Annotated in this window: 14 protein-coding genes; all 14 read right to left on the bottom strand. The window is 38.4% G+C overall.

The window, feature by feature from the left end:
- Positions 1-75 precede the first annotated feature (75 nt).
- The 14 genes from QP439_RS06025 to QP439_RS05960 all read right to left on the bottom strand — a co-directional run bounded on the left by QP439_RS06025 (position 76) and on the right by QP439_RS05960 (position 13645).
- The gene (locus QP439_RS06025) at positions 76-843 is read right to left on the bottom strand and encodes an epoxyqueuosine reductase QueH (protein ID WP_261065734.1); all 768 of its coding nucleotides are present in this window, start codon (positions 841-843) and stop codon (positions 76-78) included.
- Positions 844-978: 135 nt separating this feature from the next.
- Complete coding sequence (groL, locus tag QP439_RS06020; protein ID WP_285388676.1) at positions 979-2601, bottom strand: chaperonin GroEL; 1623 nt, start codon at positions 2599-2601, stop codon at positions 979-981.
- Between the two features lie 15 nt (positions 2602-2616).
- The gene (groES, locus tag QP439_RS06015) at positions 2617-2901 is read right to left on the bottom strand and encodes a co-chaperone GroES (protein ID WP_000917326.1); all 285 of its coding nucleotides are present in this window, start codon (positions 2899-2901) and stop codon (positions 2617-2619) included.
- 155 nt (positions 2902-3056) lie between these two features.
- Entirely contained in the window at positions 3057-3452 is a 396-nt protein-coding gene (locus QP439_RS06010) for a single-stranded DNA-binding protein (protein ID WP_000282467.1), read from the bottom strand.
- 77 nt (positions 3453-3529) lie between these two features.
- Positions 3530-4291, bottom strand: coding sequence for an SDR family NAD(P)-dependent oxidoreductase (locus tag QP439_RS06005; protein ID WP_285388667.1), 762 nt, complete (start codon positions 4289-4291; stop codon positions 3530-3532).
- A 41-nt stretch (positions 4292-4332) separates the two neighbouring features.
- The gene (ytpR, locus tag QP439_RS06000) at positions 4333-4959 is read right to left on the bottom strand and encodes a YtpR family tRNA-binding protein (RefSeq protein ID WP_285388664.1); all 627 of its coding nucleotides are present in this window, start codon (positions 4957-4959) and stop codon (positions 4333-4335) included.
- A gap of 15 nt (positions 4960-4974) precedes the next feature.
- Complete coding sequence (locus tag QP439_RS05995) at positions 4975-5292, bottom strand: thioredoxin family protein (RefSeq protein WP_172928074.1); 318 nt, start codon at positions 5290-5292, stop codon at positions 4975-4977.
- Positions 5289-5588 (bottom strand): DUF4651 domain-containing protein, encoded by a 300-nt coding sequence (locus tag QP439_RS05990; RefSeq protein ID WP_285388660.1) that lies wholly within the window; start codon positions 5586-5588, stop codon positions 5289-5291. The genes QP439_RS05995 and QP439_RS05990 overlap by 4 nt, the downstream gene beginning before the upstream one ends.
- 90 nt (positions 5589-5678) lie before the next feature.
- Positions 5679-6752 carry an N-acetylmuramoyl-L-alanine amidase family protein gene (locus QP439_RS05985; RefSeq protein ID WP_285388658.1) on the bottom strand — a complete coding sequence of 358 codons (1074 nt, stop codon included), beginning with the start codon at positions 6750-6752 and terminating at the stop codon, positions 5679-5681.
- A 119-nt stretch (positions 6753-6871) separates the two neighbouring features.
- On the bottom strand, positions 6872-8479 hold the full coding sequence (pyrG, locus tag QP439_RS05980) for a CTP synthase (RefSeq protein WP_261032666.1): 1608 nt from the start codon (positions 8477-8479) through the stop codon (positions 6872-6874).
- A gap of 235 nt (positions 8480-8714) precedes the next feature.
- A complete protein-coding gene (rpoE, locus tag QP439_RS05975) occupies positions 8715-9302 on the bottom strand; it encodes a DNA-directed RNA polymerase subunit delta (RefSeq protein WP_042750234.1) in 588 nt (195 codons plus the stop codon).
- 284 nt (positions 9303-9586) lie between these two features.
- Positions 9587-10384, bottom strand: coding sequence for a hypothetical protein (locus tag QP439_RS05970; protein WP_261446817.1), 798 nt, complete (start codon positions 10382-10384; stop codon positions 9587-9589).
- 18 nt (positions 10385-10402) lie between these two features.
- Entirely contained in the window at positions 10403-12469 is a 2067-nt protein-coding gene (locus QP439_RS05965) for an ATP-binding protein (RefSeq protein WP_084927044.1), read from the bottom strand.
- A gap of 12 nt (positions 12470-12481) precedes the next feature.
- Positions 12482-13645 (bottom strand): DNA cytosine methyltransferase, encoded by a 1164-nt coding sequence (locus QP439_RS05960; RefSeq protein ID WP_084927043.1) that lies wholly within the window; start codon positions 13643-13645, stop codon positions 12482-12484.
- Between the last annotated feature and the right edge of the window lie 37 nt (positions 13646-13682).

Raw genomic sequence — 13682 nt, 5'->3', positions numbered from 1 at the left:
ATCAAAAAAGAAAGGACGAAATTTGTCCTTTCTCGGTTTTAGCTTTTATTCAACCCACTACAGTTGACAAAGAGCCTATATATCTAATTTTGTAACTGTAAATTTGATATGGGAATAGTCTTTTTCAACATCCTTATCCAGCAAGAAAACTGTGGCATCTTTCTTAACCTGAACCAAATCAATATTCTGAGCCTGGGCTGCATAGACGCATCCACAATAACATTGACGATAGATATCATACTCTTCACACATCTCTACCGAACGTTTGTAGCCTTGATTTTTCTTGAAATCACTTGGAAGATAGTGGGTTGTATAAATTTTTTGCACATCGATTCCGATACTATTAATGGTTTGAGAATTCTTATGAGGACTGATGGTCAAGGCTGAGCCAAAGTAGTCAAAGCCCAAGTCCATAGCCACTTGCGCCGTCTTATCCAGTCGGTAGTCAAAGCAAACCTTACAACGGTCGCCACCTTCAGGCTCCTCTTCCAAACCTCGAACCAGTTTACGATATTCGTTAGGTTCATAAGGAGCTTCTAGATATTGAACGTTATTGCCAGTTCGCTCATTGAAATCACTGACAAACTTTTTAGTCACATAGGCACGCTTATGGTATTCTGCCTTGGGATGGATATTAGAATTGGCAAAATAAATGGTCACGTCTGCATACTTAGTCAAATATTCTAGAGTATAGGTACTGCAAGGGGCACAGCAAACATGCATGAGAATAGTTGGCCGTTGCTCATTTTTCTCCCATACTTGTACCATCTTCTGCATGACACGGTCATAATTAATCTTCTGATTGGGGTTCATCTTGCTCAGAATTTCTTCTACATCGATCATGTTCTTCTCCTTTTTCTAGTCTTATTTTATCATATAAATTAGGAGAGCTCAAATCTATTTAGAAGTGAATAGCATAAAAAGGAGGAATAGGCATTCCCTCCTTTTGTTTTTTATAAGTTGTTTTCTATAGAAAACTTACATCATGCCGCCCATCATGCTTGGATCCATTGCTGGAGCTGGGGCTGCTGGTTCTGGTTTATTAGCTACGACTGCTTCTGTTGTCAAAATCAAGCTGGCTACAGATGCTGCATTTTGTAGGGCTGAACGGCTCACTTTAACTGGGTCGATAATCCCTTGATCAATCATGTTGACCCATTCGCCAGTTGCTGCGTTGAAACCTGTACCAAGTTCGGCATTTTTCAAACGATCGATAACGATAGATCCTTCAAATCCTGCATTGTGGGCGATCTGACGAACAGGTTCTTCCAAAGCACGAAGAACAATATTGCGACCCGTTGCTTCGTCTCCTATCAATTCCAAATCAGCCACGGCTGGGATAACATTTACAAGGGCTGTTCCACCACCTGCAACGATACCTTCTTCAACGGCTGCACGAGTAGCGTTGAGGGCATCTTCGATGCGGAGTTTCATTTCTTTCAACTCAGTCTCAGTTGCAGCTCCGACCTTAATAACCGCTACACCACCTGACAATTTCGCCAAGCGTTCTTGCAATTTTTCACGGTCAAATTCAGAAGTTGTGGTTTCGATTTGAGACTTGATAACCGCAACACGGTGAGAAATCGCTTCAGGATTTCCAGCACCTTCTACGATAACAGTGCTATCTTTGTCCACAGTTACTCTCGCTGCTTGACCAAGAGCTTCAATTGTCGCATCTTTCAACTCAAGACCAAGGTCTTCTGTGATAACTGTTCCGCCTGTCAAGATGGCAATGTCTTCAAGCATGGCTTTGCGACGGTCACCAAATCCAGGTGCCTTAACAGCTACTACGTTGAAAGTTCCACGAATCTTGTTCAAAACAAGAGTTGGAAGAGCTTCGCCATCCACATCATCCGCAATAATTAAGAGTGGACGATTGCTTTGGAGAATACTTTCTAGGAGTGGCAAGATTTCTTGGATATTTGAGATCTTCTTATCGGTAATCAAAATGTATGGATTTTCAAGGTCAGCTACCATTTTTTCGCTATCTGTTACCATGTACTGTGAAAGGTAACCACGGTCAAACTGCATACCTTCCACAACTTCAAGTTCTGTTTCCATACCACGTGACTCTTCGATAGTGATGACTCCATCTTTGCCAACTTTTTCCATGGCTTCAGAGATGTACTCACCAACTTTTTCAGAACGAGAAGACACGGCAGCAACCTGAGCGATGGCTTCTTTATTAGCAACTGGGATGGCATTGTTTTTCAAGGCTTCTACTGCTGCAGCAACTGCTATTTCAATTCCACGACGAATGCCGATTGGATTTGCGCCTGCTGTGACGTTTTTGATTCCTTCGCGGACGATCGCTTGGGTCAAAACAGTTGCAGTTGTAGTCCCGTCACCTGCGATATCATTGGTTTTTGAAGCTACTTCTGATACCAATTTGGCACCCATATTTTCAAAATGATCTTCCAACTCGATTTCTTTGGCAATGGTCACACCATCATTGGTAATCAAAGGTGAACCGAATGATTTTTCAAGAACAACGTTACGACCTTTTGGTCCTAAGGTTACTTTAACAGTGTCTGCAAGGATATCGACACCACGAACCATAGCTGAACGAGCATCAGATGAAAATTTAATTTCTTTTGACATACTTACTTTCTCCTTCTATTCTTCAATGATAGCCAAAATGTTCGCTTCGCCAACGATGATGTACTTCTCATCGCCATCTTTGACATCAATACCTGCATGGGCTTCAACTAAGACACGGTCGCCAGGCTTGACACTTGGAGCCACCAAATCACCGTTTAAGGTACGAACCCCTTGTCCAGTAGCTACAACTTGAGCTGTTTTTGTTTTTTCTTGGGCTGAACCTGCAAGGACAAATCCTCCAACAGTTTGTTCTTTTTCTTCGATTTTCAAGACCACACGGTCTCCTAATGGTTTCAACATCTGATTTCCTCCATAATGAGATAGATATTATTAGCACTCTTTGCACTTGAGTGCTAATTCATAGTTCTATTGTATCACTTGGTCAGAAATAGTCAAGAAAAAAGTCTGACTTTCTCAAGATAAAAAGCCTGAGACCAACTCAGACTTTTCAATGCTTAAAATGGCAATTCTTCCTCTTCCAAGACTAGATCTGCCAAATCCTGTCCTGCGTTATTTTCTCGCATGGCACGTTGGGCTCGGCTTTCCAAGAGTTGGAATCCTGTCACAAGTACCTCGGTCACATAGTTCATCTGGCCATTTTTCTCGAAGCGACGGGTACGCAATTCTCCATCCACGGAAATAAGACTGCCTTTGGTTGCGTAGCTTGCCAATGTTTCTGCTAGTCTTCCCCATAAAACCATATTAACAAAATCCGCTTCGCGTTCACCATTTTGGTCTTTGTAACGACGATTCACAGCAATGGTTGCTCGCGCAACTGACTTGTCATTGTTGGTTTTGTGCAATTCTGGTGTAGACGTTAAACGTCCAATCATAATAACTTTATTATACATATTTTCTTCCTCCTACTTATCTATTCGTAGGAAATCAAAAAAAGTTACAGAAATTTGTAACTTTTCGAGAAAATTTTTTATTTTTTATGAACCATGAAACCTGTCGCCTGTTGATTGGCCATAATGGTCATATCTGTAATCTGCACACGACGAGGTTGACTGGTCACATAGACTACTGTGTCTGCAACATCCTGAGCTTGCAAGGCCTCAATTCCCTGATAGACCGTCGCAGCCCGCTCTTTGTCACCATGAAAACGCACTGTAGAAAAATCTGTTTCAACAATTCCAGGCTGAATGGTTGTCACCTTGATATCCGTTGCAATGGTATCAATTCGCAGTCCATCTGAAAAGGTCTTAACCGCTGCCTTGGTGGCTGAGTAAACAGCAGCACCCGCATAAGCATAGATTCCTGCAGTTGACCCCATATTGATAATATGACCTTGATTGGCTTTTACCATTGTTGGCAAGAAACAGCGAGTAACCGCCATCAAACCTTTGACATTGGTATCCAACATGGTCAGCATATCCAACTCTTCATAGTCCTGATAGGGTGCCAAGCCAAGAGCTAGTCCAGCGTTATTGACCAATATATCAATCTGCTCTATCGTTTCTAGAATATCAGAGCAGACAGTCTTGACCATCGTCATATCCGTGACATCTAGTGGAAAGGTCCAAACTGTTTGATTTGGATAGGTTGCTACAAACTCCGATTTGAGGGCTTCTAGTCTGTCTGTCCGTCGTCCTGTTAGAACGACATTCTCCCCCTGCTCCAGATAAGCACGCGCAATCGCTTCACCAATGCCTGATGTCGCTCCTGTAATCACTACATTTTTTGCCATCTTATTTCCTTCTATCTGGTCTATCAGATATTAACAACTTCTTAGGCAGTCCAGTGTTTGGCTGGGTCAAATGGTGTTCCGACAACTTGATCTTCTGATAATTCAATAACACCACGTTTTTGCGGAGCATTTGGCAGATGCAATTCACGAGGACTACACATCATGCCAAAACTCTTTTCGCCACGAAGCTCGCCTGGAAAAATGAGATTGCCTTTTGGCATCATTGCTCCTGGAAGAGCTACAATGGTTTTCAACCCAACACGCGCATTAGGAGCCCCTGCAACGATTTGCACTGTCTTGTCACTTGCGACTGCAACTTGGCAGATGTTGAGGTGGTCACTATCTGGATGAGCTACCATCTCGACAATCTCACCAACAACAAACTTAGGTTCCTTGTCATTAACAATTTCTTCTGCAAAGCCTTCTGCCTGCAATTCTTGGTTCAAACGAGCGACTTGCTCATCTGTCAAAAAGACTTGACCTCGCTCTGCAATTTCAAACAAACTTGAAACTTCGAAAATATTCCAAGCTACTGTTTCCCCAGTATCTTTTAGAAAAACACGGGCTACATTTCCTTTGCGTTCCATATCCAGTTTGGCATCTGCGCTGTTTTTCACGATGACCATAAGGACATCACCGACATGTTCTTTGTTATATGTAAAAATCATTGTTTCTATTTTCTCCTATTTCAGTCCTGCCAAAAAATCGTTAATTTGTTCCTTACTTTTACGGTCGCGATTGACAAAACGGCCGATTTCCTTGTCCTTTTCTAGAACAACAAGGCTAGGAATCCCGTAAACATCCCAGAGTTTGGCCAAATCCATGTACTGGTCCCGGTCCACCCGAATAAAGGTGAACTCTGGATTGGTCTCCTCAATTTCTGGCAAGGCAGGATAAATATAACGACAATCGCCACACCAGTCCGCCACAAAAAGGAAGACTTTCTTACCATCTTTTTCTACTAAAGATGCCAATTCTTCTAAACTTGCTGGTTGTATCATAAGACTTCCTCCTCATAGACTAGGTCTTCATTTTCATAGACAAAGGTATAATGACGGCCATCCTCAAAAATGACGCCACCAACCAAGCTCTCCAGACTGCTTTCATAAACTTGAACATAGAGGGTCGCAATTTCTCCCATATATGAAAAATGGTCTCGCACAATCGCTGTCAACTCTTCCTGAGTCTTCATGAGCTTACGGTCATCTGCAACTTTTTTCGTAGCAAGGGCAAGGCTTCCAATACCTAGCAGAGCCAGACCCGCCATCCACATTTTTTTAGCTTTCATACCATTCATTTTAACACAAAAAACGCTTCAGGACAAATGAGGAAGCAGCAGAAAAGCAAGTAAAAAGCCTCTTCCTTAAAGGAAAAGGACTTCTTATTCTTATTTCCAAGCACCACTGGCATCTACATAGTAACCATCAGGGGTGTAGGTATTGCGAAGCATCTTACCTGATGAAGCTAGATAATACCACTTACCATTGTCTTTGATCCAATCATTCGCAAGCATGGCACCAGAAGAACTTACATAATACCATTCTCCCTTATCATAAACCCAAGTGCTTGCTTTCATGGCTCCTGAAGTTGATAAGTAGTACCACTTGCCTTGGTCGTAAAGCCAGTAACTCGCAATCATAGCTCCTGATGATTTAAAGGCATACCAGTTGCTACCTTGATAAAGCCAAGTTTGATTGAACATGACTCCTTGATCATTCATAAAGTACCAAGTTCCCTTGTCCTTAACCCAATCCTTCTGCACTAATTGACCTTGTTTTTGATAGTACCAGTTTTGGTTTGATTTTAGCCAGCTTTCGGCTTTTACAATCGGATAAAGTTCTTTGAAAGATCCTCCATCATATTTACGACTGATAATTTTTAGTTTTTCAAGCTTCAACTCGCCATTGCCATAGTCTGCCCAAGCAAAGACTTTTTGACCATTGACAGTCTCTGGTAATGTAGCAGTGTAAGTCTTGGTTTGATAATCCCATTTAGCACCGAGGTAAGTGTATTGATCATTTGATTCTTCAATACGATAGTAGCCTCTCTTTCCACTATCATTATGAATATCATCCACAACTTTCGTTGACCAGGTCTTCACTTCGCTTCCGCTCTTGGCTTCTACCTTGATATCTCCTCTATAGCCATATGGAACATAGAAATTCAGGTAACGTCCCTCGACACCAATCATAGACTTGTCCTTTTCTTGGCCTAGAAAATTGACTGTCTGATCTTGACCATTGAGACTGACCGTCCACTCGATTTTCTCGGTTTTTGGCAAATCCAAGACTTTAATATCCACTTCATGACCATTATTAAACCGAAGAATCTTGCCATCTTGATACTGTACTCCACACTTAACAACCCATTCTTCTTTAAGTTCAAATGCCTGCCCTGAATGAGGAAAAGCCAGTAAAGCTAGACCAGCTAGAGACAAACCAAATAATGTGATTTTTTTCATTGTAGTTCCTCCTTAGTCGTTGTTATGTTAATTATATCACTATGTTTTTATTTTGCAACTCATATCCTAAATATGCAAGCAAAAAACCTCTGAGATTGTTCTCAAAGGTTTTGGTCTTGCTAATTACTGTTCTCAACTGCTGCAGTCACAAAGGCAGTGTAGAGTTCTTCTGGACGATTTGGACGGCTTGACAGTTCAGGGTGATACTGACAAGCTACAAAGAATTTATTTTCTGGAATTTCCACGATTTCTACCAAACGATTGTCTGGAGAAACACCTGAGAAGACAAAGCCTGCTGCTTCAAACTGATCACGGAAGGCGTTGTTAAACTCATAGCGGTGACGGTGACGACGTTGCACCACTTCTTGATTGTGATAAGCAGCCGCTGCCTTAGAGCCACGTTTCAACTTAGATGGATAAAGTCCCAAGCGAAGGGTTCCCCCCATATCCTCAACATCAATCTGATCACGCATGATATCAATGATAGGGTATTTTGTTTCTGGTGCAAGCTCTGCAGAATTAGCACCTTCAAGTCCCAAAACGTGACGAGCAAACTCGATACATGTCAACTGCATTCCCAAGCAGACTCCCAACATTGGAACATCATTCTCACGCGCATAGCGAATGGCTTGAATTTTCCCTTCAGTACCACGTTGGCCAAAACCACCTGGTACGATGATTCCGTCCGCATCAGACAAGAGTTCCGCCACATTCTCTGCTGTCACATCATTGGCATTGATCCAATTGATTTTAACTTCTGCGTCATTGGCATAACCAGAGTGTTTCAAGGCTTCGACCACTGAGATATAAGCATCTTGCAACTCCACATACTTACCAACAAGGGAAATCTTAACTTGTTTCTTGAGGTTCATGACCTTGTCCACCATGGCTGACCATTCTGTCATATCTGCTACTGGTGCGTCTAATTTCAAATGGTCACAGACAATTTGATCCATACCTTGTGCCTGCAAGTTCAATGGAATTTGGTAAAGGTGTTCAACATCCAACGATTCGATAACGGCTTCTGGTGCCACATCACAGAACTGGGCCAGTTTATTTTTAATTCCTTGACCAGCTGGCTCTTCTGTACGAATAACCAACATATTTGGCTGGATTCCCAATCCACGCAATTCTTTTACAGAGTGTTGAGTTGGTTTGGTCTTCATTTCACCAGCAGCCTTGAGATAAGGAAGCAAGGTTGTATGGATGTACATAACATTATCCGCCCCCACATCTGCCTTCATCTGACGAAGAGCCTCTAAGAATGGCAAGGACTCGATATCTCCTACTGTTCCACCCACCTCTGTAATAATGACATCAGAATCAGTCGTTAGAGCGGCACGCTTGATTTTTTCTTTCAAAGCATCTGTGATATGAGGGATAACCTGAACAGTTGCCCCAAGGTATTCTCCACGACGTTCCTTACGAAGAACTTCACTGTAAATTTTACCAGTTGTCACGTTGGAATATTTGTTGAGATTGATATCGATGAAACGTTCATAGTGGCCCAAGTCCAAATCTGTCTCAGCTCCATCATCTGTCACAAAGACTTCTCCGTGCTGGTAAGGGCTCATAGTTCCCGGATCAATATTGATATAAGGGTCAAATTTTTGAATGGTTACTTTGAGACCACGATTTTTCAAGAGACGGCCCAGACTCGCTGCGACAATCCCTTTCCCAATAGACGATACCACACCACCAGTTACAAAAATATATTTCGTTGACATAGATTCCTCTTTCTAAAATGCTCAAGGTCTTGTCAACTACGAGGGGACATAGAAAACAAGACCCTACTAATAAGAATAATCTGGAACGACTGCACCAGATTCACAACCAAAATACAAGAAGATACCTTCTTGAAAAACAAAAATAGCTCCCTAAGAACTAGGGAGCCCCGACCTCTAAAAGAGGTGCCCGAACAATATGATACCTAAAAATAGGATAATTGTCAATAGCTAACTTTTATTCCTCGACGTTTTCAGAATCATCGTCTGAAAACTCATCGTCTTCTTCGTTGAGATCCACGTCTTCACCCAAGTCATCTGGGGCGATTTCGTTGATTTCTGCATCGTAAGCTTCCACTTCATTTTTCTCATCATCTGGATTTTCATCATCGTATGAAAGTGCTGGATCAGCTTCGTATGCATCTTCATCTTCTGGATCATCTGCATTGTAGTCAATAGCATCTGAATCGCCATCCATGAAGGCATTGACGCGTTTTTTCTTAGCTTTTGGTGCTACTTCATCGTCGTCATTTTCTTCAAGAGCAATGATTTCTTCGTCGATTTCGTCCACACCATACCATGAACGAAGACCCCATTTGTTGTCTCCAAGTGAGATGAAGCTACCGTCAAAGTTCAACTCTGTGTAGAACAAAGGCAAAGCTTCACGGATATCGCTGTTTGATGTTCCAAGGTAGTTTTGAATTTCGTTTACAAGATCGCTAAAATGCATCTCATGGTCGCGACCACGAAGTTCCAAGATAGCACGCGCTACCTCAATCATAGATAGTTCACTTTTTTCTTGTCCAGCAAATACTTCTAATTCCAAAGCGTTTCTCCTCATTTATATTACTATCGCCAGAGCGAACAGACTCTGACCTCATTTTATCATTTACTCTTTATTTTACGATAATTTTGCAGAATAGTCAAAGGTTAAGGGGAAGAAAGTTAGTTGATTTGAACTGGGTAACTTCTCACAGTAACTTCCACTTGCCTAACCGAAGTGGAAATTAGTCTAAAACGGACTTTTATTTCTTTGCTACCCAGCCGATGGCATCGTGAGGTGGAGATATAGAAGCAAATTGACTAAGTTTGTTATACAGCTTCCTACTTCTATAAATCTAGTTTCTCTCTCAAATCTCTTAACTTACTTCTGTGTGTATCTAAATCATTTTCAAATATTTTTATCCTGGGATCTTCATTAGATACAATATAGAAGCATTTTTTTCTATGATCAAATGCTTCCCTAACATGTGCTAAAGCGTTTCGAATCTTTCTTTGTTCATTCCACAATGTATGAATATCTTGAGGAATATTCTCTTTTGTACAAAAATAACCTATCTGTTCATCATACTTGCCAGCTATCCCTTTTTCTCTTAAATGATATTCGATCTCAGCATGTTCACACATATACATTCCTCGAATAGCGTTTAATTCGTCCCATCTAGCTAATCCAATATCTATAGAATCTTTAAATTTCTGTTTAACATCTTCAACCGAATTCTTATCATCTACCGCAATAGATATAAATGAAAAATTAGTAAAAAGGTTAATATTATTCTCATCTTGCAATTTTTCAACAACTTTTTGAGATATTGTTGAATACTCATTTCGAGAATATAATACAAAAAAACGCTTATAATTTTTTGATTTTCTCACTTCAACTAAATAATCTAAACCCTTTTCAGCATCTACTCCTCCCCCTAAATCAAAGTCAGAAATAAAAAAGTCATATCGTTGTTCCCCACCTCTTGTCGTCAATAAGTCTTTTGCTTCACTAATATTAGTAACAACTTTGATAATAGGTTGGTATCCCTTAGATTGTATATGTTGTTCTACCGCTTCAACTCTTCCCTGATGAGACCTTCTATTCGCACCAGTTATAGAATCTTCTAGCCAAATTACTCTCACTTCATTTCTCAATTTCAGTTACCCCATTTTTATTTCAAAATTAACAGTTAATGCATCTTGCGATACATATATTTCCCAGTTGTACTCGTCACAAATTTCTTTAACCAAATATAATCCGACACCTGTTCCAAAATTTTTTGAACTGATTCCTAGGTCAAATATCTTTTCAATAGGTTCTATCTTTATTGGTGCTGTGTCTGAGCTAATAACAAATTTATTTTCATTATCTAAAAAAGAACACTTTATAAAGGTTGCACCGTTATCAATAGCATTTGAAATTAAATTGTCTACTAAAATTGCAAACTCAAAAACATCTATTTCTTTTCCATATTCTCCAGGACCTATCTCATCAATAATCCTGTTTCTATGTGGACTAACCTTAAGATAGCTCTTTAAATATGACTTAATATCAATTAGTTGCTTACCTATTAAATCATAAGTACCTAATTTCAAAAACTGTCTTTTTATAGTACTAAGACGATCCGCACTTCTTTTAAAATCAATAATATATTCACTGACTCTATCATATTCATTAGTTTTTCGAAAATCTTCAGCTAAATCACTAATTGTATAAACTAAGTTATCGCTAATTGTATTTAATTCATGAACAAATAATTCCTGTTTTTCTGGATCTTTTTCTTGTAACATTACTTTTTGAAGGGTATTTTGTGTTTCTAATTGATCATTTGTTTCTATCAAGTGTTCATTTTTTTGTTCCAGTATCTCAACCTTTTGTTCAGCTATTCTTTTTTCTCTTTCTTCCTGTCGTCGAGCCTCTCTTTCTTTCCTTCTTTCTTCCCTCTCTATTTCAAGTTTTCTTTCATCTTCCATGCGATCTTCAGCACTAATTTGCGTAGCAATTTTATTTCTTTCACTAATTAACTTACTAATAATTGGTTTCAAAATATTAATTAGTAGCTTAACTCGTTCATCTTCTCTTGAAAATCCTTCACGAGAGGATGTTGAAATATCTTCAAGTTCATCATTATCCAAGATATCGAAGGATATTTCTCCTTCTAAATAGACTCTCATAGCTTGAGTATTATCTAAATACTCAAGAAAATTTTCCACTGCTAACTTATCACGGACATATAATTTCAACCTGTTAGGTTTGTGAACATCATTTTTTACAAAATTTGGATCATTTTGCCTAGCCTCATTTGTATTTATTGTCGAATGGATACCAATCCAACCTTTTAATTCATAAGGAAAAAACTTAGATTTTCCAGAAGTAGTTATGAACCTTTCTCTACCTTCTATATTTTTAAAATCTTCTTTTGAAAATTTGACAACATCCCTACGTTTGGTCCTAAACTCAGGATATTTGCTATTTGGAATTAGTACACTTTTCGATAACTTATTGGATAAATTATTTTCTAAATCATTTTCAAAAAAGGCAAAAAAGTTTTTGAACGCTATTTTTTTCTCTACTTTTTCAAATGTTCTTCTTTGCCGAGAATCTGTTATATAGGCAACTTCTATCCCAGCATTAATATTATCTAAAAGATAGTAATCAGCCAAGCGAAGTTTTAAAGATTCGAATTTTGTCTCAGCAAATCCTGACATATTCACATCTACTAATTTAACAAGAGTTCCTGTATCATATTGTTCCCATAATTCTCTATTTTCAATTCCAACTTCCGAAGCATTTACTCTTATTAACTCTGGAACATCATTATCATTTTTATCAGTTGAATCTAACATCCATGCAGTTGTGACACCCGCTTTTTTTGAAACAATATAGTACTTTTTAGATAGAAATAACGTAGCTAGTTTACCTATCCCCTTGCGTCCTTTAATTTTATCTGACAATTCATTTTCAGACAAACGCTTATTCCTGCCTATTAATGCATATTTTGTAGCTAAGTCATTATAAGACATGCCACTTCCATTATCTATTATTTCCAAAATAGATTTTTTCTTATTAATAGAATTAATATATAATTTTACATTTGTTGCACCAGCATCTAATCCATTTGCTACAAGTTCAGAAATAGCACTCCATCTATTAGTATACATTTGTTTACCAAGTAAATTCAAAGCATAGTATGAAAAATTGAATTGTATTGTATTTTTTTCTGACATATTAATTCCTTTTTACAAATTATTTTCTTCAAAGAAATCTTTTATTCTATTAGCTAAATGAATACTTAAAATTGGAGGAACAGCATTTCCAATCTGGGTATTAATTGCTTGTAGACCTCCGACAAACTTATAATTATCTGGAAAAGACTGTATTCTTGCACCTTCCCTTGCAGTCAAAGCTCTATTTTGACTAGGATGAATGCACCGTAAGGAAGATGGTGTTGATAAATTATTTGTTATGGTTGTTGAAGGTCTATCCCACCACAATCGACCATAAGTATTACGATATCCTGAGGTTAAATATAGTTCTCTATCTAACAATCCATCTTCTACCATTCTATTTATATCATTCTTACCTTGTCCTTCCTTAAGTACAGCCATAATTTTCTGCAATCTTTGTCCATGATTACGACTTACATGATTAAATAATTGATCTTGATTACCTCTCATTAAAATTTGATAATCTGTTTGTGGATCTTCCACATATTGGTCCGCTCTGTCATTATTTCCTAAACTAGGTAAATCTCCAATAGCATCTCTTAAATTGAAGGGATTTTCAGAAGTACACTTTTCTGGAAAACTCCATTCAAACTCAATATTTAAATCATTTCTTACACCAATCAAAAAGACGCGTTCTCTATTTTGTGGAACACCGTAATCCTTAGCATTAAGTAATTTTGTATAAACTTTATATCCATGAACATCTCCAAAGCTAGATAAATCTTTAAAACTTTCTTTTACATTTCGAATAATTGGTCCATTTTGCTCGTTTTTCATGGTTAACAAACCATAAACATTTTCAAAAACAAACATTTTAGGTTGGATAAATGAAAGTATCCTTCTATATTCACGGTACATTTTTGCTCTCTTATCATACTGTCTCTTGCCAACCGTGCTAAATGATTGACATGGTGGACCACCTATAACTAAATCAACTCCTTTAAAATTGATTCCATTTTTCTTCAAAAATAATTTATCAATATTCGCAATATCATCTTCTATCATGGTAATCTTTGGATAATTTTGTCTAAATGCTTCAGCAGCATCAGAATTAAACTCATTAGCAAATCGAATATTAAAATCTTCTCTAGAAACAAAAACATTATTTTCAATTTTTTTCTGAAAACCAAAGGTTAAACCTCCAGCCCCAGAAAATAAATCAATTACATTAATCATAATTTATCCTTTTTAAACTCTAGTAAGACTATTATAC

The organism is Streptococcus sp. UMB1203 (assembly GCF_030217725.1).
GTDB lineage: Bacteria > Bacillota > Bacilli > Lactobacillales > Streptococcaceae > Streptococcus.
The sequence above is the reverse complement of the archived record's forward strand: the minus strand, read 5'-3'. Positions and strand labels throughout refer to the sequence as shown.

Bases quoted from the DNA above. Each gene is read 5' to 3' on its own strand.
- QP439_RS06025 (WP_261065734.1), bottom strand. From the start codon at position 843: ATGATCGATGTAGAAGAAATTCTGAGCAAGATGAACCCCAATCAGAAG.
- groL (WP_285388676.1), bottom strand. From the start codon at position 2,601: ATGTCAAAAGAAATTAAATTTTCATCTGATGCTCGTTCAGCTATGGTT.
- groES (WP_000917326.1), bottom strand. From the start codon at position 2,901: ATGTTGAAACCATTAGGAGACCGTGTGGTCTTGAAAATCGAAGAAAAA.
- QP439_RS06010 (WP_000282467.1), bottom strand. From the start codon at position 3,452: ATGTATAATAAAGTTATTATGATTGGACGTTTAACGTCTACACCAGAA.
- QP439_RS06005 (WP_285388667.1), bottom strand. From the start codon at position 4,291: ATGGCAAAAAATGTAGTGATTACAGGAGCGACATCAGGCATTGGTGAA.
- ytpR (WP_285388664.1), bottom strand. From the start codon at position 4,959: ATGATTTTTACATATAACAAAGAACATGTCGGTGATGTCCTTATGGTC.
- QP439_RS05995 (WP_172928074.1), bottom strand. From the start codon at position 5,292: ATGATACAACCAGCAAGTTTAGAAGAATTGGCATCTTTAGTAGAAAAA.
- QP439_RS05990 (WP_285388660.1), bottom strand. From the start codon at position 5,588: ATGAATGGTATGAAAGCTAAAAAAATGTGGATGGCGGGTCTGGCTCTG.
- QP439_RS05985 (WP_285388658.1), bottom strand. From the start codon at position 6,752: ATGAAAAAAATCACATTATTTGGTTTGTCTCTAGCTGGTCTAGCTTTA.
- pyrG (WP_261032666.1), bottom strand. From the start codon at position 8,479: ATGTCAACGAAATATATTTTTGTAACTGGTGGTGTGGTATCGTCTATT.
- QP439_RS05965 (WP_084927044.1), bottom strand. From the start codon at position 12,469: ATGTCAGAAAAAAATACAATACAATTCAATTTTTCATACTATGCTTTG.
- QP439_RS05960 (WP_084927043.1), bottom strand. From the start codon at position 13,645: ATGATTAATGTAATTGATTTATTTTCTGGGGCTGGAGGTTTAACCTTT.